This window comes from Peristeroidobacter agariperforans (assembly GCF_004138335.1).
GTDB classification, from domain to species: Bacteria; Pseudomonadota; Gammaproteobacteria; order Steroidobacterales; family Steroidobacteraceae; genus Steroidobacter; species Steroidobacter agariperforans.
The window spans coordinates 251,109-271,567 of the sequence record NZ_RYFW01000004.1 but is presented as its reverse complement, the minus strand read 5'-3'; the positions used below and the strand labels follow the sequence as shown (position 1 = coordinate 271,567).

The 20,459-nt window shown below is 62.6% G+C and carries 22 protein-coding genes; 11 read left to right on the top strand and 11 right to left on the bottom strand.

Annotated elements, in window-relative coordinates; all coding sequences use genetic code 11:
* Positions 1–9 precede the first annotated feature (9 nt).
* A complete protein-coding gene (locus tag EK373_RS27025) occupies positions 10–747 on the top strand; it encodes an RDD family protein (protein ID WP_129647610.1) in 738 nt (245 codons plus the stop codon).
* Positions 744–1,736 carry a stage II sporulation protein M gene (locus EK373_RS27020; protein WP_129647609.1) on the top strand — a complete coding sequence of 331 codons (993 nt, stop codon included), beginning with the start codon at positions 744–746 and terminating at the stop codon, positions 1,734–1,736. The genes EK373_RS27025 and EK373_RS27020 overlap by 4 nt, the downstream gene beginning before the upstream one ends.
* Here EK373_RS27020 and EK373_RS27015 read toward each other — a convergent pair.
* From EK373_RS27015 to EK373_RS26990, 6 genes are read right to left on the bottom strand one after another with little or no spacing between them, the layout of a single operon-like run.
* On the bottom strand, positions 1,714–2,481 hold the full coding sequence (locus tag EK373_RS27015; RefSeq protein WP_129647608.1) for a DUF58 domain-containing protein: 768 nt from the start codon (positions 2,479–2,481) through the stop codon (positions 1,714–1,716). The two genes, EK373_RS27020 and EK373_RS27015, sit on opposite strands and share 23 nt — an antisense overlap.
* The gene (locus EK373_RS27010) at positions 2,466–3,011 is read right to left on the bottom strand and encodes a hypothetical protein (protein WP_129647607.1); all 546 of its coding nucleotides are present in this window, start codon (positions 3,009–3,011) and stop codon (positions 2,466–2,468) included. The genes EK373_RS27015 and EK373_RS27010 overlap by 16 nt, the downstream gene beginning before the upstream one ends.
* A gap of 3 nt (positions 3,012–3,014) precedes the next feature.
* Entirely contained in the window at positions 3,015–3,956 is a 942-nt protein-coding gene (locus tag EK373_RS27005) for an AAA family ATPase (protein ID WP_129647606.1), read from the bottom strand.
* Between the two features lie 24 nt (positions 3,957–3,980).
* Complete coding sequence (locus EK373_RS27000) at positions 3,981–5,282, bottom strand: DUF4350 domain-containing protein (protein ID WP_129647605.1); 1,302 nt, start codon at positions 5,280–5,282, stop codon at positions 3,981–3,983.
* On the bottom strand, positions 5,279–6,199 hold the full coding sequence (locus EK373_RS26995; RefSeq protein ID WP_129647604.1) for a hypothetical protein: 921 nt from the start codon (positions 6,197–6,199) through the stop codon (positions 5,279–5,281). The genes EK373_RS27000 and EK373_RS26995 overlap by 4 nt, the downstream gene beginning before the upstream one ends.
* A 3-nt stretch (positions 6,200–6,202) precedes the next feature.
* Positions 6,203–7,009, bottom strand: a complete 807-nt coding sequence (locus EK373_RS26990; protein ID WP_129647603.1) for a hypothetical protein — start codon at positions 7,007–7,009, stop codon at positions 6,203–6,205.
* A gap of 216 nt (positions 7,010–7,225) precedes the next feature.
* On the opposite strand from EK373_RS26990, the gene EK373_RS26985 reads away from it, so the two are divergent.
* Both EK373_RS26985 and EK373_RS26980 read left to right on the top strand, forming a co-directional pair.
* Positions 7,226–8,089, top strand: coding sequence for an SPFH domain-containing protein (locus EK373_RS26985; protein WP_129647602.1), 864 nt, complete (start codon positions 7,226–7,228; stop codon positions 8,087–8,089).
* A gap of 4 nt (positions 8,090–8,093) precedes the next feature.
* Positions 8,094–8,294: an Arc family DNA-binding protein gene (locus tag EK373_RS26980; RefSeq protein ID WP_129647601.1), complete on the top strand. Its 201-nt coding sequence runs from the start codon at positions 8,094–8,096 to the stop codon at positions 8,292–8,294.
* Here EK373_RS26980 and EK373_RS26975 read toward each other — a convergent pair.
* Positions 8,291–9,454: a trans-sulfuration enzyme family protein gene (locus tag EK373_RS26975; RefSeq protein ID WP_129647600.1), complete on the bottom strand. Its 1,164-nt coding sequence runs from the start codon at positions 9,452–9,454 to the stop codon at positions 8,291–8,293. The two genes, EK373_RS26980 and EK373_RS26975, sit on opposite strands and share 4 nt — an antisense overlap.
* A gap of 19 nt (positions 9,455–9,473) precedes the next feature.
* Entirely contained in the window at positions 9,474–10,838 is a 1,365-nt protein-coding gene (locus EK373_RS26970) for a pyridoxal-phosphate dependent enzyme (RefSeq protein WP_129647599.1), read from the bottom strand.
* 44 nt (positions 10,839–10,882) lie between these two features.
* Here EK373_RS26970 and prmC point away from each other — a divergent pair, with 44 nt between their 5' ends.
* The 3 genes from prmC (at position 10,883) to mtgA (ending at position 13,106) form a co-directional block, all read left to right on the top strand.
* Positions 10,883–11,746, top strand: coding sequence for a peptide chain release factor N(5)-glutamine methyltransferase (gene prmC / locus EK373_RS26965; protein WP_129647598.1), 864 nt, complete (start codon positions 10,883–10,885; stop codon positions 11,744–11,746).
* A gap of 88 nt (positions 11,747–11,834) precedes the next feature.
* Entirely contained in the window at positions 11,835–12,335 is a 501-nt protein-coding gene (locus EK373_RS26960) for a peptidylprolyl isomerase (RefSeq protein ID WP_129647597.1), read from the top strand.
* 54 nt (positions 12,336–12,389) lie between these two features.
* Positions 12,390–13,106, top strand: coding sequence for a monofunctional biosynthetic peptidoglycan transglycosylase (gene mtgA, locus EK373_RS26955; RefSeq protein ID WP_129647596.1), 717 nt, complete (start codon positions 12,390–12,392; stop codon positions 13,104–13,106).
* On the opposite strand, the gene EK373_RS26950 is transcribed toward mtgA, so the two are convergent.
* From EK373_RS26950 to hppD, 3 genes are read right to left on the bottom strand one after another with little or no spacing between them, the layout of a single operon-like run.
* The gene (locus EK373_RS26950) at positions 13,103–14,086 is read right to left on the bottom strand and encodes a fumarylacetoacetate hydrolase family protein (RefSeq protein ID WP_129647595.1); all 984 of its coding nucleotides are present in this window, start codon (positions 14,084–14,086) and stop codon (positions 13,103–13,105) included. The genes mtgA and EK373_RS26950 overlap by 4 nt on opposite strands.
* Entirely contained in the window at positions 14,083–15,210 is a 1,128-nt protein-coding gene (locus tag EK373_RS26945; RefSeq protein WP_129647594.1) for a homogentisate 1,2-dioxygenase, read from the bottom strand. Before EK373_RS26945 ends, EK373_RS26950 begins: the two co-directional genes overlap by 4 nt.
* A 15-nt stretch (positions 15,211–15,225) precedes the next feature.
* Positions 15,226–16,293, bottom strand: a complete 1,068-nt coding sequence (gene hppD, locus EK373_RS26940; RefSeq protein WP_129647593.1) for a 4-hydroxyphenylpyruvate dioxygenase — start codon at positions 16,291–16,293, stop codon at positions 15,226–15,228.
* Positions 16,294–16,367: 74 nt separating this feature from the next.
* On the opposite strand from hppD, the gene EK373_RS26935 reads away from it, so the two are divergent.
* The 4 genes from EK373_RS26935 to EK373_RS26920 all read left to right on the top strand — a co-directional run bounded on the left by EK373_RS26935 (position 16,368) and on the right by EK373_RS26920 (position 20,431).
* Positions 16,368–16,856, top strand: coding sequence for a MarR family winged helix-turn-helix transcriptional regulator (locus tag EK373_RS26935; RefSeq protein WP_129647592.1), 489 nt, complete (start codon positions 16,368–16,370; stop codon positions 16,854–16,856).
* 310 nt (positions 16,857–17,166) lie between these two features.
* A complete protein-coding gene (gene pdhA, locus EK373_RS26930; protein WP_129647591.1) occupies positions 17,167–18,252 on the top strand; it encodes a pyruvate dehydrogenase (acetyl-transferring) E1 component subunit alpha in 1,086 nt (361 codons plus the stop codon).
* Positions 18,253–18,261: 9 nt separating this feature from the next.
* Entirely contained in the window at positions 18,262–19,239 is a 978-nt protein-coding gene (locus EK373_RS26925; protein ID WP_129647590.1) for an alpha-ketoacid dehydrogenase subunit beta, read from the top strand.
* A gap of 10 nt (positions 19,240–19,249) precedes the next feature.
* A complete protein-coding gene (locus EK373_RS26920; RefSeq protein ID WP_129647589.1) occupies positions 19,250–20,431 on the top strand; it encodes a dihydrolipoamide acetyltransferase family protein in 1,182 nt (393 codons plus the stop codon).
* Positions 20,432–20,459 lie beyond the last annotated feature (28 nt).

Genomic DNA, 20,459 nt, shown 5'->3' with positions numbered 1-20,459 from the left:
GGAACTCTCATGGCCGCGCCTCAGGTCATCCTGCAGAGCATTACCGGCGTCGATGTCGAGCTGCGCATCGCCGGCGTCGGCAGCCGCAGCTTTGCGTTCGTGATCGACTGGCACATCCGCGCGGTCCTGGCGTTCACGTGGTGGGCGATCGGCAGCCTGGTCTCCCTGGGCGACATCGCAACCTTCTTCGCAGGCGAAGAAGCGCCGGGCCCCGGTTATTTCCTTTGGGTGCTGCTGCCGACAGCGGGCATTTATTTGTTCTATCACCCCATCCTCGAAGTCCTCATGCGCGGCAGTACGCCGGGCAAGCGCATGGCGGGCGTTCGCATCGTCACGCGCACCGGCGACATTCCGAGCATGGGCGCGCTGCTGATCCGGAACGTGTTTCGCCTGATCGATTCGCTGCCGTTCGCTTACCTGGTCGGGCTGGCGACGGCGCTGTTCACCGAGCAGCACGTTCGTTTCGGCGACATCGCTGCGGGCACGCTGCTCATCCTGGACAGCAAGGAACACGACACCTCATTCGCTCGCCTCACGCCGCCGAATCGTTCGCTCGATCCGCGCGCCGCCGATCTGATCCACGAATTGCTGGAACGCTGGACGGCGCTCGATGAGAAGACGCGAGGTGAGATCGGACGTTCGCTGCTCGCCCGAGCCGACCGATCCATGTCGCCCGAACAGCTGGCGCAGCTGAGCACGGTCGAGCTCCGAACCCGCCTGCAGACCTTGCTGAACCCGACGCCATGAACGCCGAAGCAGGCATGCAGGCGTGGCTGGCGTCTCGCGTCGAGACGTGGCGTCAACTCTCGCCGCAGCTGGAAGCGCTCGAGAAGAGCCGCAACCACTCCGCCGCCGAAGCGTTGCAGGCCATCGACTTGTATCGCGCGCTCGGACGAGACCTGTCGATCGCGCGACGCATCCTGCCGGGAAGCCGCGTCACCAAGGCGCTGGAACACAGCTACGCGAAGCTCCATTCCATCATCTATCGCAAGCCGCACGACTGGCGGGCGCGCCTGCTCACGTTGTTTCGGGAAGAAATCCCCGAGGTCGTGCGCGAGCTGCGACCTGCCATCGTCTGGGTGACACTGCTGTTCGTGCTCAGCGCCGGCGCCGGTTGGTGGCTGATCTCGCAGCATCCCGAGCTGATCTCGCTGCTGGCCAGCGAAGAAATGATCAACGGCGTGGAGGGCGGCCGACTGTGGACCGAGGGCCTGCTCAATGTGACGCCCTCTTCGGTGCTGTCGATCGGCATCCTGTCGAACAACATTGCCGTGAGCCTGATGGCGTTCTGTCTCGGCGTACTGTTCGGGCTCGGCACCTTCTATATCATCGCCACCAACGGCTTGATGCTCGGCGCCATCTTCGCTTTCACGCATCAGCACGGAATGGCCGGCGAATTGCTCAAATTCGTCACCGCGCACGGCGTCGTCGAGCTGTCGGTGATTTGTCTTGCCGGAGCGGCCGGCACGATGCTCGGCGAAGCGTTGATCCGCCCGACGCATGCGACCCGGCGCGAATCGTTTCAGCACGCCGCAACCAAAGCTTCGCGTCTGTTAGTGCTGTGCGCGCTGTTGCTGGTGGGCTGCGGATTCATCGAGGGCTATCTGTCGCCCGATCCGAGTTTCCCGATGATCAGCCGGGGCGTCGTCGGCTTCGGTTATGGCATGGTGATGATCGCCGCGCTGACCGGCGATTTGTTCGGTCGCAAACGCGTCAAACCCGCCGTCGGTTTCTGAACTCCACGTAAGCATCGAACACGGCGCGCTCCATGTGCTCGGGGCGCGTCACCAACGCCGGCGCACCCAAAGCACGCAACGCCCGCACGTTGCGCTCCAATCGAGAGAGATATTCCTGGGCTGCCAGCGCCTGGTAGGGATCGAGCCAGGATTGCGCCGGCGCATCGCGCATCGTCTCCGCTTCCGGGCTGGAGATGCCCGCGATCAGCGGCAAATGTTTCGGTAACAACAGGCGCGCCGCCGATGCGAGCTGCCCAGCCACCGTCGCATCGTCTACATCGGTCAACATCACGATCAGACTGCGATGTCGCACCAGCGTGCGGATGCGCAGCGCTGCGTTCAATGGATTCGACTCGGCCAGCTTCGGCGTCGCCGACGCCAGCATCTGACGAATGCGAAACACACTGCCGATGCCGCGGCCGGGTGCGAGCGTCGCGAGCGGCTGGTCGGCGAACAACATGACACCGACTCGATCGTCCTGCGCCACTGCATGCTCGGCGAAACGAGCAGCCAGATTGATGTAATGACCGAGCCGATCCAGGTCGCCGGCGCGCAGCGCGCTGGTGCGTCCCGCATCGATGGCGATGACGATGTCGAGATGTTGGTCTTCGGTGTAATCGCGGCTGATCAACCGGCCACGCCGTGCTGTCGCCTTCCAGTCGATGGCGTTCTGCGGATCGCCCGCACGATATTCGCGCAGCTGCAGAATTTCCGCACCGGCGCCTTGATTCAAATGCGCACGCATGCCGCCAGCCACGGCACTGATGCGTCCGCACTGTCACGTAGCAATTCCGGCATGACTTTGAACGAGTAACTCGTGTCGAAACGACGCGACCACCATGCCAATCCCAACGGCCCGCCCACGCGCACCTGCATGCTTGGCCACTGGTGTTGCCCCAGCCGGCGAGGCGTTGCACCCAACTCGATGGCCGCCGCCTCGCCTGCCGGCACCTTCAGCGTCCGGATCTGATTGTCGATCTCGACGGCTTCAGGCGCGGCCGGCGCAACTTGAAGCTCCACATCGCGCCCGAGCGCGTGCCTGAACAAAAGCTGCAGCGACATCGGGCGGCCCAATATTCCCTGAGCAGACGCGTCGATCGTTACGTTTGCTCGAGCGCGCGTCACCGTCATGCCTTCGTACGCCAGACCGAGCAGCAACAATGCGAGCGGCAGCAACCACAGACGCTGCAGGTCCGCCTCACCGCTCCATGCGCCGAGAATGGCCACGAGCACGGTGAGCACCGCGAACACGAGGCCGTTGGTGCGAAGATGCATGGCTCAGCGAGGCACCGGCGTGCGATCGAGCAGCTGCTGCGTGATCGTCTGCTCGGTCACGCCTTCGAGCAGCGCTTCGGGCGCGAGCATCAAGCGATGCGGAATCACCAGCGGCGCCACTTGTTTCACATCGTCCGGCGTAACGAAGTCGCCGCCGCGCATGCCGGCTGCAATTCGCGCAGCACGCACGAGGGCCAGCACGCCACGAGTGGAAAGACCGAGACTGACGTGGGCGTGCGAACGCGAAGCCGCCGCCAGATCGATCACGTAACCCGACAGCTCGGGCGCGATATGAACTTGCTCGACGGCCTGCCGAACCGCAGCCAGATCGAGCGGCGGCAACTGTTCTTTCCGTTCGACTCGCGCATGTGCGTCCGTGTTGCCGTACCGGGCGATGATGCCCAGCTCGTCTTCGCGCGTGGGATAAGAAAGATCCACACGCAGCATGAAACGATCGAGCTGCGACTCCGGCAAGGGGAACGTGCCTTCGAACTCGCGTGGATTCTGGGTCGCGACGACCAGAAAGTTTTCCGGCAGCTCGTAGTTCTGACGATCGACCGTGACCTGCCGCTCTTCCATCGCTTCGAGCAAGGCCGACTGAGTCTTGGGCCCGGCACGATTGATTTCGTCCACCAGCAGCACATCGGCGAACACCGGACCGGGACGAAAGATGAACTGGCGCTTTTCGGCGTCGTAGGCGTGCACGCCAGTGATGTCGGCGGGCATCAGATCCGACGTGCCTTGCACTCGTTTGAACACACCCCGCAGCGAGGCCGCCAGCGATTTGCTGAGCAGGGTCTTGCCCAAGCCAGGCGCACCTTGCAGCAGTACGTGACCGCGAGCGACGACAGCAATCGCCAGCGCGCGGATCACAGGCTGCAAGCCGAGCACCACCGAGCCCAACTCCTGTTGCAAACGTTCTTCGAAGGCGACGAGCGCGTTCATTGATGTCCTTCCCGGAGTAATCGACTAATTCAAAGCGGCGCGCAATCGTATCAGCAGGTTGTGAAGCTGAGACAAGTTGACGCGCTGGCCTCGTTGTACCTTGGTGTGCAGCGCCTGCAGACGCTCGACATCCTGCCCGGACACGACTGTCTGAGCGCTCAACCAATCCCACATCGGCGATCCGTCCGCCGGCAGGCCGTGGCGCTTGCGCGCGTCGTTGAAAAAATTCGCGATCATTTGCTGGCCGACCGTCGCGGGCCGCATCACGCGCGCCATGAAGCCACCCGTCGCACGCACGAAGCCGGTGATGTCCACGGGATTCCAGCTGGACTGCGACGGACGCAGCCGCTGCGAACCGAGGACGAACACCAGCCACAGCCCCAACAGCCACCACAAAGTCGCGTGCAGGCGCGAATCGCCAAAGAACTTGTCGGGATCGTAGAAAGCGACGAGCCCCTGATGCGCGTCGTCGATGATCACCTTGCCGCTGCCTCGCAACGACCAGCGCACGATGTTCGCTAACAAGCGCGCATTGTCGTCTTCGCCGAGCAGTTTGTTGCCGAAAATGCTGCCGTAGGCACTGAGGATGATCTGCCCATTGCCCTCCGACAACACCCACAGCACCGGCGCGCCTGAGACGGGATCGTGCGCCAGTTCCAAGGCGCCCATGCCCTTCGCCCAGCCATCCCACTTCGAGGTCAGATACTCCGACGTCGCGCTCACCTTGTTCACGCCTTCTAGCAGCGGATGCGCGCCGGCCGGTCGCATCTCGAAATGCAGCGGCTCTGGCAGCTTGGTCTGCGCGGCGAGCATTTCGGCGGCCGTCGGTACATCGTCCTTTTCGGCGCCCTCGTCGTCACCTTCCTCATCTTCATCGGCACGCTGCTCGAAACTCATTCGCGTGATCTTTTGCAGATGCTCGATGAATTGCGCATCGCCGCCCGGCTCCATGGACCAGTCCGGCGTATCGGACAACCCCGCGACGATCAGCAAGGTATTGCCCCGCTGCACCCAGGAGTGCAGCGGCAGGATTTCGGAATCGCGCACCGGATACAAATGCGGCGCCGCCGAGATCAACAGATTGCCCGTGTGCGATTCCAGACCGGACACGTCGCTCAGCTTCGGGAAGCGCTCGCGCAACGACAGCACTGGCACGCGCTCCGATTCCAGCCAACGCACCATGCCGAGATAACCGTTCGGACCGCCTTCGGTGCTGGTCGGACGCGTCGCCTGCTGTTGCGGACCTTGGGGCTTCGGCCCCAGCACCGCATAGAACGCAACGAATGCGCCGATCGCGAGCGCCAAGGTGAGCAAGCGCTCCTTCACGTTGCCGCTCCCTTCAGTTGCGCATTGAGGTTGCGCCCCACTCGCAGCACGTCTCCCAGGTCGTCGCTGGCAACGTCTTGGCCGCTGAAGATTTCACGCTCGGCGAGCTGCGCAATCTGTTGGAAAGATTCGCGCTGGGTGGAGTCGTCGAACCGTGCGCGCTTCGCGAGCTCGCGATTGGTCAGACTCTGTGCGCTATTCAAACGTCCGGTTTTGACGAGCGTTGCGATCAGCAGTCTCAACAGCGCGGACGGCCTGTCGCCGCCGGCTTCCGGATCCAATCCAGCGGATCTCAGCTCGACAGGAACGTCCGCTGCATTCGCCGCCGCGGCTGCGGACTTGCGTCGACGGCCTCGCGCTGCGGTCCGCACCTCGTTGATGACAATTCCCAATCCAAGCAGGATCACCAAGGCCATCGAGCCATAGATCAGGCCCCAGCGCACGGTTTCCGGCAGCGAATGTTCCTGCAGCCAGCGACTCAGCCAGGAGTCGTTACTGGATTGCGATGCCTTCCTGTCGAGGAGCTCGCGCAGCCAACGTTCGAATCGCTGGTACCAGGATAGCTCGTGCTCGGGCGCCGGCGGCTTGCGCAGCGACTCGAGCACCGACGCGAGCGTGTCGCTGCCGATCGCTGCACGCTCCGGCTCCTGCTCATAACGAAGCGCAATCTGGTGCAGGCTACGCAACCCGTCGCGGCTCACCAGACTGAGCAGATCCTCGGAAACCAGATCGGTGATCCCGAGCCGTTCCAGGTCCACACGGATGTCGGGACAAGTCTCTTCGATTTCATTCAGCCCGATGACATCGGGCTCGAGCGCGTCGATACATTCCTCGACCGCTTGCCGCGCCGGGCCCTCGCTTTGCGCGAGGGCCGCGGGCGCGGCCAGCAACATCAGAACCAGAAACGTCGAACGCACGAATCAGGCGGGGCTCAGTGCATTCACGCGCGCGGCGAGATCGCCGCCTTGCTTGCGCAGCTTCAGATCCCAATAGATCGAAATGAACACCGCGCAGGTAAAGGGCATGACGAGCACGTTCGTCGCCGCCTGCGAGAGCAGCTGCACGCCCATGCCCACCAGCAGGGCATTGCCGAACGCCATGGCGATGAACGGCGAGAGCAGTCCGAAAACGAAGGCCAGCGCGAGATAGATGACCATCATCAGGATGCCGGTCAGGGTGAGAATGGCGGCGGTGCGCCACCAGTTGCCCCACACCAGCTTGTGACTGCCGACCAGGGCGTCGACCGGACCTTTGCGCTCGAACAGCACCAGCGACATGTACATCATCAGGCTCAGCGTCAGGATCAAGCCAGGCACGATCAGCAGCACGTATCCGATCATGATCGCCACCATATAAAGAATGACCGCGACGATCATCGCCGGCAGCCGCTGCAAAGCCACTTGAAACGCCGAGCCAGTGGCCAGGTCGCTGCCCGAGCCGATGGCTTCCTGCTTCAGGAACACCGCGCTCATGCCCCACGTCGATGGGATCACCGAGATCAGAACGGCAACGATGATCTTGGTGAACAAGGACGGGTCCGGCGCGGCGGCCGCGGTCGGATCGAACAGCGGTATGCCAGTGAACACGAGATAAAAGAGCGGCGCGAGGCTCAGAACCGTTACCAGCAGCGCAATGGGCCAGACGACGGCCAGCGAGGATTTGTACAACTGAAACGCAGTGTCCAGAACGCCGCCGATGCCCTGCGGCTGAGTGGGCTGAATGGCCATGACACGTCTCTCCCTTGTGTTTGTCTCGGTTTGATCGAGCTGCCGCGTCCGCTTGGGCACAACGGCGGCGCAGATCATCGCGGTGCCCCGTGCCAATGGCAAATATCCCGTTCGCAAAACCAGGGAGTTAGCTGTGCTCGGCGGGCCTTCGCTGCAATGTGATATCACTCTGATATCTTCCTATGCTATGGTGCAGCAGAAGCTCAGGAGAAGGCCATGAAAGAACGACAAGTGATGACCCTGCCCGGCGTGCCCATGGTGTTGATCTTATTGGTGTTATTGGCTCTGTGCGGCTGGTGGTTGTGGCAGTCGGTGGCAGCCTTCGTATCGCCCCTGCCGCCGATCGTGGCCGCCGCCCTGGTCGGTTTTTGCGGCATGGGCTTTTTCATCGTGCAGCCGAACCAGGCCGCGGTGATGCAGTTCTTCGGCAAGTACGTCGGCTCCGAGCGCAACAGCGGGCTGCGCTGGGCCAATCCGTTCTACACCAAGAAGACCGTCACTCTGCGGGTACGCAACTTCGAGTCGAGCAAGTTGAAGGTCAATGATCTGGAAGGCTCGCCCATCGAGATCGCGGCGGTCGTGGTCTGGCAGGTGCACGATGCCGCCGAGGCCGTGTTCAACGTCGACGATTACGAAAACTTCGTGCAGGTCCAGAGTGAAGCGGCGCTGCGCCAGATGGCGACCTCTTATCCCTACGATCTGCACGAAGAGCACAAGATCGCGCTTCGCTCGCACGCACATGAGATCAACGACCACCTTCGCAACGAAGTGCAGGATCGATTGGCGCAGGCCGGACTCACGGTGATCGAAGCACGCGTCAGCCATCTCGCCTACGCGCCCGAAATCGCACAGGCCATGCTGCAACGTCAGCAGGCCGCAGCGATCATCGCTGCTCGCACTCGCATCGTCGAGGGTGCGGTCACCATGGTGCACATGGCCCTCGAACAACTGGCGCGCAAGGACGTGGTCCACCTCGACGAAGAGCGCAAGGCGGCGATGGTGTCGAACCTGCTGGTAGTACTGTGCGGCGAGCGCGGCACGCAACCCGTCGTCAACACCGGCACTTTGTATAGCGGCTGAGCAGTTGGCGGACAAAAAAGCTTATCCGCTGCGAATCAGCAGCGACGTACTCGACGCCGTTCAACGCTGGGCGCAGGACGAGCTGCGCAGCGTGAACGCGCAGATCGAGTACGTTCTGCGCGACGCGCTTCGCAAGGCGGGAAGAATGAATTCCTCGGCGCCCCCGCCGCCGCTCGAGGGCGGCGAGGACACCGAAGGCTCTTAGTCGGCGAGCGCCTGCTCGAGATCGGCGAGCAAATCTTCGACGTCTTCAATGCCCACCGACAGACGGATCAGCGAATCGTCGATGCCGAGCTCGCGCCGCTTTTCCGGGGGAATCGACGCGTGCGTCATCAGACCGGGATGATCGACCAGACTCTCCACGCCGCCCAGGCTCTCGGCGATCGTGAAGATCCGGCAGCGCTCGAGGAAATGTTTGGCCTCGCTCAAGCCCCCCTTCACGAAGAAGGTGACGATGCCGCTGAAGCCGTTCTGCATCTGACGCCTGGCCAGCTGATGTTGCGGATGGCTGGCAAGCCCCGGGTACAAGACCTTCGAAACGCGAGAATGTTTCTCCAGCCAGCCTGCGATTTGCAGCGCGCTTTCGCTCGACTGGCGCATGCGCAGCGCCAATGTTTTCAAGCCGCGCAACGCCAGGAAACTATCGAACGGCCCGCTGACCGCGCCGACGGCGTTCTGCAGGAAGCCGATTTTGTCCGCCAGCTCGTTGTTGGCCGCCACCGCGACGCCGCCGACCATATCGGAATGGCCGTTCAGATATTTGGTCGCCGAGTGCATGGTGATGTCGGCGCCGAGCTCGATCGGCCGCTGCACCCAAGGGCTGGCGAACGTATTGTCGACGACGGTGAGAATGTTCCGCTTGCGCGCGAACTCGGCGACCTGCTCGATATCGACCAGGCGCAGCGTCGGATTGGTCGGCGATTCGATCCAGATCATCCTGGTCGTCGGACGGACCGCGGCCTCCAAGGCCTTTTGATCTGCCAGATTCGCGAACGTGATTTCGAGATTCGCCGAACGCTTGCGCACTCGCTCGAACAAACGGAACGTGCCGCCGTACAGGTCTTCCATCGCCACGATGTGACTTCCGGCATCGAGCAGCTCCAGCAGCGTGCTCGTAGCGGCCATGCCCGACGCAAACGCAAAGCCACGGACGCCGCCCTCGAGATCGGCGATGCACTTCTCCCACGCGCTGCGCGTCGGATTCGAGGTGCGCGAGTAGTCGTAGCCTTTGTGAACGCCAGGACTGCTCTGCGCGTAAGTCGAGGTAGCGTAGATCGGCGGCATCACCGCGCCCGTGCTCGGGTCGGGCGCCTGACCGGCGTGAATACAACGAGTGCCGAAACGCAATGAGCGGGAATCAGTCATGATGTCCTCGGGAGCAGAGTTATTTGACCTGGCGGCGCAGATAGTTGAGCACGTCCGAGCGCGTCACGAGGCCGAGAAACTTCTCGCCATCCATGACGGCCGCCGACGAGCGCACCTCGAGCATCGCCACGAGGTTGTTGAGCGTCTGCGTCTTGTCGACCCGCAGGAACGTGCTGGTCATGGCCTTGTGTACCGGCTCGTTGAAGCGCTCCGGGTGACCGAAGGCAAAACGCAGGATGTCATCTTCGGTGACGACGCCGATGAGTTGGTCTCCATCCATCACGGGCAACTGCGAGAACCCAGCGTTGCGCAGGCGATTGTGCGCGGTCGTGAGCACGTCGTTCGGCCCGACCGTGATCGTGGCTCGCTCACCGTGCGGGCGACCGATCAAGTCGCGCAGATCGCCATAGGTCTCGCGCTGAATGAAGCCCTGATCTTCCATCCAGAAATCGTTGTACAGCTTCGACAGATAGCGCGCGCCGGTGTCGCACGCCAAAGTCACGACGCGCTTCGGCGTCTTCTGCTCACGGCAGTAGCGCAAAGCCGATGCGAGCAAGGTGCCCGTGGACGAGCCCGCCAGAACACCTTCTTTCTGTAACAACTCGCGCGCGACCGAGAACGACTCGCCATCGGAAATACTGTAAGCGCGCTTGGTCATTGAGAAGTCGGCGATCTCCGGAATGAAATCCTCGCCGATGCCTTCGACCAGCCAGCCACTCTTCTGCGTCATTTTTCCGGTCGCGATGAACTCGGCGAGAATCGAGCCCTGCGGGTCCGCGAGCACCAGCTCGACGTGCGGCGCGTGCTTCTTGAAGAACGCGGCGAGGCCGGCGATCGTGCCGCTCGAACCAACACCGATGACGACCGCATCCACCTTCTGCTCCATCTGCTCCCAGATTTCGGGCGCGGTGGTGAGCTCGTGCGCCTTGGGATTGTCGGGATTGGCGAACTGATTGATGAAGTAAGCGCCGTTGCGCTTGGCAATGGCGGCGCCCAGGTCCTGGTAGTACTCCGGGTGGCCCTTGCCCACATCCGAGCGCGTCAACACCACTTCGGCGCCGAGCGCGCGCAGGTTGAAGATTTTTTCCTGGCTCATTTTGTCCGGTAACACCAAAATGAGCCGGTAGCCCTTCTGCGCGGCGACCAGCGCGAGACCCAGGCCGGTGTTGCCGGCGGTGGCCTCGACGATGACGCTGCCGGGCTTCAGATCGCCGCGGCGCTCGGCTTCTTCGATCATGGACAGGCCGATGCGATCCTTGATGGAGCCGCCCGGATTCATGTACTCGAGCTTCAGGAACAGCTCGCAAGGACCGGTATCGAGCCGATGCAGCCGCAACATGGGGGTGCGGCCAATCATCTCGATCGCGTTCTGGTAAACGTGCATGGAAGGCTCCGTCAGCAATTCAGTGTGCTACTCCAACGTCATTCATGCCTGCCGTCAAATCCTCGCAAACCGTATCCGATGCCCTGCATACCGCAACGATGTTGCTATCGCGGTCCTCGCCCTCCGCGCGCCTCGATGCGGAGTTGCTGCTGGAGTATGTAACTGGGCTGTCACGGACGAATTTCCGCGCCAACCCGGAGCGCGAGCTGCCTGCCAATGCCGGCTGGTCGTTCCAGCAACTGGTCAAGCGTCGCGCGCAAGGCGAACCGGTTGCATACATCCGCCAGCAGCAGGAGTTCTGGTCGCTACTGCTGGAAGTGAGTCCGGCGGTGCTGATTCCGCGCCCGGAGACCGAACTGGTGGTCGAGCGGGTGCTGGCTCATATAAATAAAGAAGCCCCGGTCCGAGTTGCGGACCTGGGCACCGGCAGCGGCGCCATCGCGCTCGCCGTCGCCTCCGAACGACGGCTAGCGCAAGTCACCGCCATCGATGCCTCAAAGGATGCGCTGGAGCTGGCCAGCCGCAATATCGGGCGCCTGCAGCTGACCAACGTCTCATTAATGCACGGCAGCTGGTTCGCGCCCATGGCCGGGCAGAAATTCCATGCGATTGCGTCCAATCCACCCTACATCGCGCAGGACGATCCCGACCTCGCGCCCGACGTCCGGAAGTTCGAGCCGGTCATGGCCTTGATCTCGGGCCGCACGGGTTTCGAAGCCATCGACGCCATCATCCGCGATGCGCCGACACACCTGGAGTCCGACGGCTGGCTGGTGCTGGAACACGGCTGGAAGCAGGCCGAGGGGGTCCGTCAGCGGCTTGTGCGTCAAGGCTTCGTTCACGTAACCTCGCACGCCGATCTGGCCGGCCACGAACGCGTCACCGAAGGCCAGTTCTTGGGCGGTTAGCGGTTGGCGGTTCGCGGTTAGCAAGACAGTTGCGCCTCTGACCAACCGCCAACCGCTAACCGCGAACCGCTAACCGCAGGAATTCACCATGCTCGAATTCAAGACCACCAAAGGCACCTTCACCGTCCAGCTGTTCGACAAGCAGGCGCCGATCACGGTGGAGAACTTTTATCGTTATGCCGACGAAGGCTTTTTCGACGGCACGATCTTTCATCGCGTGATCCCGAACTTCATGGTCCAGGGCGGCGGCCTGACCGCGGATCTGAAGAACAAGAAGGGTCACGACCCGATCAAGAACGAAGCCACCAATGGCTTGAAGAACAAGCGCGGCACGCTGTCCATGGCACGCACCAACGACATCAACAGCGCGACGTCGCAGTTCTTCATCAACGTCGTCGACAACGACTTCCTGGATCACAAGGGCGCGAGCAACTACGGCTATGCCGTGTTCGGCCGCGTCGACTCCGGCATGGAAGTGGTCGACGCCATCGTCGCCGTGAAGACCGGCAGCCGCAGCGGCTACCAGGATGTGCCGGTGGAGACGGTCACGATCGAATCCGTCCGCCGCATCGAGCCCAAGCAGGACTAACAACATCACCGGAGCGCCGGACGCAAGGTCCGTCCGGCGTTGCTTGCGGCACGAATGCTTCGTTTCATCGCCTGGCTGCTGGCCTTGCTGCTGCTGTTCAGCATCGGCCCCGTCGTTCTTTTCAGATGGGTCGATCCGCCCACCACCGCGTTCATCCTCCGCGAGCGCTTTTCGGCCGGGCAGCCTGGCAAGCCCAAATCAGTGCAGCATCGATGGGTGGACGGCAACCAGATTTCGCCGCACATCAAAGTGGCCGTCATCGCTGCCGAAGACCAGAAATTTCCGGAGCACCACGGCTTCGATCTCGATTCCATCAATGACGCCTTGGAAGATCGCGAACGCGGTCGTCGCGTCCGCGGCGCCAGCACACTGACTCAGCAGGTTGCGAAGAATTTGTTTCTTTGGCCCGGGCAGAGCTGGATCCGCAAAGGGCTGGAAGCGTACTTCACCGTGCTGATCGAGACACTGTGGCCGAAGCGGCGCATTCTCGAGGTGTACGTCAACATCGCCGAGTTCGGCAGCGGCGTGTTCGGCGTCGGCGCGGCGTCGGAGATCTTTTTCAAGAAACCGGCCGCGCGACTCAACGCCCCCGAAGCTGCGTTGCTGGCGGCAGTGCTGCCGAGTCCGAAACGGATGAAAGTCAGATCGCCGTCGCGCTATGTGCTGTCACGCCAGCAATGGATCCTGGGACAGATGCGCGGCCTCGGCGGCGTCGGCCTGTTGCGGCAAATCGAGCCGCCACCGCCCAAGCCGACAAAGAAGAAAACCTAGCCGGGTCGCACGACCTTCTGATCGATCGCGCCAAAGATGCTGCGGCCCTGGTCGTCGAACATCTCGATGCGCACCGTATCGCCGAACCTCAGGAACGGCGTCGCGGGCTTGCCCTGCTCTATCTGTTCCAGCGTGCGCCGCTCGGCGATGCAGGCCGAACCCCGCGACCGGTCGTAATTGGAAATCGTGCCCGACCCGAGCACCGTGCCGGCTTTGGCATTGCGGGTGAGCGTGATGTGCTCGATCAAACGGGCGAAGTCGAAAGTCATATCGACACCGGCGTTCGGCTGACCGAACGGCTGGCCGTTGACGTGCACGACCAGCGGGCGATGCACCGTTGCTTCCTGCCACGACGCGCCCAGCTCATCCGGTGTCACAGCCACCGGCGAGAAGGCAGTCGCCGGTTTGGATTGATAGAAGCCAAAACTCTTGGCCAGCTCACCCGGAATCAGGTTACGCAGCGACCAATCGTTCACGAGCATTACCAGTTTGATGTGATCGAACGCAGCGGTGCGCGTCGTACCCATCGGCACGTCGTCGGTGATCACGGCAATCTCGCCTTCCAAGTCGATGCCGTACTCCTCGCTCGGCACCGGCACATCATCACGTGCGCCGAGGAAATCGTCTGAGCCGCCTTGATACACGAGCGGGTCGGTCCAGAAACTTTCCGGCATCTGCGCGCCGCGCGCTTTGCGCACCAGCTCGACGTGATTGACGTAAGCGGAGCCGTCGACCCAATGATAGGCGCGCGGCAGCGGCGCCATGGCGCGCGCCGGGTCGAAGGCGAACGTATCTTTGACCTCGCCGCGCTCCAGCGCGGCAGCCACGTCGGCAAGCTTCGGTGCAACGTTCGACCAATTGTCGAGCGCGATCTGCAACGTGCCCGCAATCTGCGGAACCGCGACAGCCCTGCTCAGATCGCGGCTGACGACGACGAGTCGACCGTCGCGAGTGGAGTTCTTGAGAGTCGCCAGTTTCATTTCACTTTCCAACTATCGACGTAGCCAGCCCACTCGACCGCCGCGGCCGACTCCGTGATCTCCAACGCATCGCGCGTATCGATCATCACCGCGTATTCATCCGTCGCCGGCTTCGTCTGCACGAGCATGTTCTTCAGCGCCTTCGGATGCGGGCCATGCGTGAAGCCGCACGGGTGCAACGTCATCATTCCCGGCTTGATGTTGTCGCGCGAGAAGAAATCGCCCGCGTGATAGAACAGCACTTCGTCGTAATCGTCGTTGTTATGGAAGAACGGCACCTTCAGCGCACCCGGATCGGTCTCGAACGGCCGCGGCACGAACGTGCAGACGACGAATCGATTGCCGACGAACGTGGTGTGCGCGGACGGCGGTAAGTGATAGCGATGGCTCGCGACCGGCCGGATGTCCTTCACATTGATGCGCACGACCGAAAGATCGCCGTGCCAGCCCGTGGCATCCAGCGGATTGAATGGATACGTGACCTTCGAGATCGCGTTGTTCCGCTTGACGCGCACCTGCCAGTGGCGATCGTCGCTCTGCTGAGCCAGAAACGCTGCATCCATCTGCGGCACATCCAGCATCGCGGCATCGAAGATGGCATGAGCGCCCAGCAAACCCTTGTCCGGCAGCGCGTAACTGGAGTTCGTCGCCTCGATCAACAACGCGAACATCGCCTCTTTCAGCTCGATGCGCCACATCGTGCCGCGAGGGATTACGACATAGTCGCCCGCGGCGAGTGTCAGATGCCCGTAGTCACAATGGAACTCGCCGGCGCCCCGGTGCACGAACAGCAGATCGTCGCCATCGGCATTGCGCGCCAGGTGATCCATCGACTTGCCGGCACTCCACACGCGGACACGAACGTTCGCGTTGCGCAGAATCTCCGCCGCCTGCCACGGCGATGTTTGATCCTGATCGATCCTGGTGAGATCGAAGGCGTGCGGCCGCAGCGGCCCTTCGAACTCCACCCAACCGGTCGGGGGATGACGATGATGAAAGAACGCGGCCGGGCCGAAGAAGCCTTCCTTACTGATCTCGCGCTCGAACGTTCCCTGCGGCAGGTCGGCATGCGCCTGCCGTGATGCCGTGCCCTCGACCCGCGATGGAATGATGGGTCGTTTCATGGCGCACCCCGGTGGTTAAATCACGCCTCGGCGCATCTGGTCCAGTTCGATGGATTCGAACAAGGCTTTGAAGTTGCCTTCGCCGAAGCCGTCGTTGCCCTTGCGCTGGATGATCTCGAAGAAGATCGGGCCGATCACATTCTGCGTGAAGATCTGCAACAGCAGGCCTTCGCCCTTGGCCGGATTGCCGTCGAGCAGGATGCGCCGCTTGCGCAGCTCATCCAGGTTTTCGCGATGGCCGGTGACGCGCGCGTCGACGCCTTCGTAGTAAGTGTCCGGCGTGTCTTGAAACGCCACGCCCTGCTCGCGCAACACGTCGACCGTGCGCTGGATGTCCGAAGTGCCCAGTGCGATGTGCTGAATGCCTTCGCCTTTGTACTCGCGCAGGTATTCTTCGATCTGCGACTTGTCGTCCTGGGATTCGTTGATGGGGATGCGGATCTTGCCGCACGGACTGGTCATGGCGCGGCTGAACAGGCCGGTCTTCTTGCCTTCGATGTCGAAGTAGCGGATCTCGCGGAAGTTGAACAGCTTCTCGTAGAAGCCGGCCCATTTATCCATGTTGCCGCGAGCCACGTTGTGCGTCAGATGATCGATATACGTCAGCCCCGCCGTGCGACTCAGCGCCGCACCTTTCACCGGCACGAAATCGACGTCATAGATCGTGTGCTCGCCGTAACGATCGACCAGATAGATCAAGCTGCCGCCGATGCCTTCGATCGCCGGAATATTCAGCTCCATCGGGCCAACGCGCGTCTCGACCGGCTTGGCGCCCAGCTCGACGCAACGCTTGAAGGCGTACGCCGCGTCCTTCACACGGAAGGCCATCGCGCATGCCGACGGGCCATGCTCGCGCGCGAAACGCTGGCCGAAGCTGTCCGCCTCGGCGTTGATGATGAAATTGATATCGCCCTGCCGATGCAACGTGACATTCTTGCTGCGATGTCGGGCGGTGGCGGGGAAGCCGAGCCGCTCGAACAAGGTACGCAACAATTCGGGATCTTCAGCGGTGTATTCGACGAACTCGAACCCGTCGGTGCCGAGCGGGTTGGAACTCTCGGTGGCGGCGCTGCACATACTCATCCCCTGAACGCGAAACTAATGGTTACAATTGAAACTATATCCGCGGAGCCCGTCAAGGGGAGTGCGCGCAAGCCATGACTGGATCTAGAGAAAAAGTTGCCGACGCCGCGCCGGACGCCGGCTCGCTGCAGCTCGATCGTTTCATTCCCTACCGGCTGTCGGTGCTGACCAATACGGTCAGCATGGTGATCGCGGGCGCCTACGAGCGGGAGTTCGGCCTGTCCATCCCGCAATGGCGCGTGATGGCGGTCCTGGCCCGTTACCCGGACCTGTCGGCCGTCGAAGTGGCCGAGCGCACGGCCATGGACAAAGTCGCCGTCAGCCGCGCGATCCAAGGCTTGCTCGATGACAAACGTGTGTTGCGCGCGTTCGACAAGGGCGACCGGCGTCGCTCCATCCTCCGCCTGTCTGCCGCCGGACAGGCCGTCTACACGCGCGTGGCGCCGATGGCCTTGCGCTATGAGGCGGAATTGCTCAGCGCACTCAATCCCAGCGACCAGCGTACGCTCGATCGGCTGCTGGCCCGGCTCATGGAGCAAGCCAAATCAATGCAAGCACGTTAATACGAGGGATCGGGCATTACGCTGCGCAGTCCCTGCTCCGCGTAAGCCCAGGGCATACATCCGTGTACGCCCGCTCGGCGGAGCGAAGCAGTGCTTCGCTGGAGACACCGCCGAGCCCTGCCACGACCCTCGTGCGAGCTAGCAAAAAGGCGTGACTTTTAGCTGCTCGCCGCCGCCTGCGGCGGCGGGGTACATCCATGTACCCGGGCAGTACTCGATAGCGTTGGGAAAATCTTCGCTATAATCCGCGCCGCTTGCATGACCGCCCCGGTTATCGGTCAACAATGGGCGGTTGAAGGAGCGGCACCGAGTGAGAACAGTGGCGGAGTTTCGGATCGAATACCTGCGGCACTTGAGCCCGCAGGGTCGTCCGCTCGAGGAGCTGCCGGCGTTCGCAGCCGACAACGATGAATTGCTGAAGATGTTCGCGGCCATGCTGCGGGCTCGCACTTTCGACGCCAAAGCCGTCAATCTCCAACGCACCGGCAAGCTCGGCACCTATGCGCCCTGCCTCGGCCAGGAAGCCGCGCATGTCGGCGTCGGCGCGGCAATGCGCCCCGAAGACTGCCTGGCCATCGTTTATCGCGAGATCGGCACCCTGTTCTGGCGCGGCGTGAGCATGACCGAAGTGCTGCTCTACTGGGGTGGCGATGAGCGCGGCAACAACTTCGCCGTGCCCCGCCACGATTTCCCCTGGTGCGTGCCCATCGCGACCCAGACATTGCACGCCGCCGGCGCCGCCATGGCATTCAAGATCCGCAAAGAGCCTCGTTGCGCCGTTGCGTATATCGGCGACGGCGGCACTTCGGAAGGCACTTTCTACGAAGCGATGAACCTGGCCGGCGCGCGCCAGCTGCCCATCGTGTTCGTGGTCGTCAACAACAAGTGGGCGATCTCCGTGCCCATCGAAGAGCAGACCGCGGCCGAAACCCTGGCGCAGAAGGGCATCGCCGCCGGCATCCCTGGCGTTCAGGTCGACGGCAACGACGTCATCGCCGTGCGCGATTGCATGTCGCGCGCGCTCGAAAAGGCGCGCAATGGCGGCGGCCCGACCGTCGTGGAGGCCATCAGCTATCGCTTGAGCGATCACACCACGGCCGACGACGCGAGCCGTTATCGCAACGAAGCCGAGGTTGCCGAAGCCTGGAAGGTCGAGCCGATGATCCGGCTGCGCAAGCTGCTCGAGTCGCGCGGCGTGCTCGATGAAGCCCGCGAGCAGGCGATGAAGGCAGAGTTCACGCGTGAGGTCGACGCCGCCGTTCAGGAATACCTGAGCACGCCGCGCCAATCCACCGACGCGATGTTCGATCATCTTTACGCCAATCCTCCTCCGTACCTGGAAGCGCAGAAAGAGCTCGCGCGTCGTTATGCCGGCACCGGCCGGCCTTCTCACTGAAGTCCTCGCATGCCCAAAGTCACAATGGTCGAAGCCATCGCGATGGCGCAGGCGTGGGAGTTGGCGCACGACCCGAGCGTGGTCGTGCTCGGTGAAGACGTCGGCAAGAGCGGCGGCGTATTCCGCGCCACCTCGGGCTTGTTCGAACGATTCGGCGCCGATCGCGTGCAAGACACGCCGCTGGCGGAGAACATGATCGCCGGCATGTGCGTCGGCATGGCCGCGCAAGGCATGCGGCCGGTCGCCGAGATTCAGTTCATGGGCTTCCTGTATCCGGCGATCGATCAGATCGTGAACCACATGAGCCGGCTGCGTCATCGCACGCGCGGACGTTTGTCGTGCCCGGTCGTCATCAGAACGCCGCACGGTGGCGGCATTCACGCGCCGGAACATCACTCCGAATCGGTTGAGTCGATGATTGCGCACGTGCCTGGCATTCGCGTGGTCTGCCCTTCCTCGCCGGCTCGAGCGTACGGCTTGTTGCTGGCGTCGATACGCGATCCGGATCCGGTGTTGTTCCTGGAGCCGACGCGCATCTATCGGCTGGCGAAGCAGGAAGTGGCGGACGACGGCGTCGCCGCGCCGCTCGATGTTTGTTACATCCTGCGCGAAGGCGAGGACGTGACCATCGTGACGTGGGGCGCAATCACGACTGACGTGCTGCAGGCGGCCGAGCAACTTGCGGCGCAGGGCATCAGCGCCGAAGTGATCGATCTGGCTACAGTGAGCCCTATCGATTCAGAGACCATCCTCGACTCGGTTGCAAAGACCGGCCGCCTGGTGATCGTTCACGAAGCCGCGCGCAACTGCGGTGTCGGCGCCGAGATTGCGGCGATCGTCGCCGAGCACGGGCTTCACGATTTGCTCGCGCCAGTTCAACGCGTCACCGGCTTCGACACCGTCGTGCCGCTGTATCGACTCGAGAACGACTACATCCCCAGCGTGACGCGCATCGTCGATGCCGCGAAAGCAACGCTTGCCGGTTAGGAAGAAGACTATGAGCGTGACCTTCAACCTCCCGGACCTCGGCGAAGGCCTGCCCGAAGCGGAAATCGTCTCGTGGCACGTCAAAGAGGGCCAGCGCGTCGAAGTCGATCAACCGCTGTTGTCGGTTGAAACGGCCAAAGCCGTGGTCGATGTGCCGAGCCCGTACTCGGGCAACATCGTCCGATTGCATGCAAAGACCGGCGATACGGTTCAAACCGGCCGGCCGCTCGTAGATTTCGATCTGCCGTCGCAAGTCACGAAGGCGACGGATACCAGCGCGCCGGCGCAGGCGAATCAGGGCATGGTCGTCGGCCACATGGCCACCCGCAACGAAGAGCTCGTCGATCACGCCATCGTCGGTCGCGGCCGTCGTGCATACAGAGATCGTGATCGCGTTCGCGCGGCGCCGGCCGTCCGCATGCTCGCCAAGCGCTTGGGCGTCGAGTTGTCGACATGCTCGGCGACTGGCCGGCATGGACTGGTCAGTGTCGATGACGTGCTCGCCCGGGCGAACTTCGGCAAGTCACAACAGCGCTCGCCCGCCGTGCCCGGCCTCACCGATGCCGACAAGCTGCGCGGCGCTCGCAAAGCTATGGCTCAAAGCATGTCGCTGTCTCGCGATGAGATCGCAATGTGCACAATCTTCGACGACGCCGACATCGACCGCTGGCAGGATCGCGGCGACATCAGCATCCGACTTGTCCGAGCAATCGTCGCCGGCATCAAGGCGGAACCGGCACTTAACGCATGGTTCGATCCCACCGGCCCGTCCCGCAAGTTGATGGAACAGATGCACCTGGCGATTGCAGTGGATACAAACGACGGCTTGATCGTGCCGGTGCTCCGGGATGTCACTTCACAGTCGGCAGCGCAATTGCGTGCTCAACTGGACGATATCAAGCAGCGGACTCGCGCCCGTACCATCGCGCCGGAAGAAATGCGTGATTACACGTTCACACTTTCAAACTTCGGTACGGTCGCGGGACGGTATGCAACGCCGTTGGTGGTGCCACCCACGGTTGCAATCCTGGGAGCGGGCAAACTGCAAAGAGATGTCGTTGCCGGCGCAAAAACCCCGGAAATACACGTTCGTCTGCCGCTGTCATTGACGTTCGACCACCGCTGCGTCACCGGCGGCGAAGCGCTGCGTTTCCTCGCCGCTGTCATAAACGATCTGCAATTGCCGAACTAACTGGCAAGAAGCTCGAACGCTCGCCGTT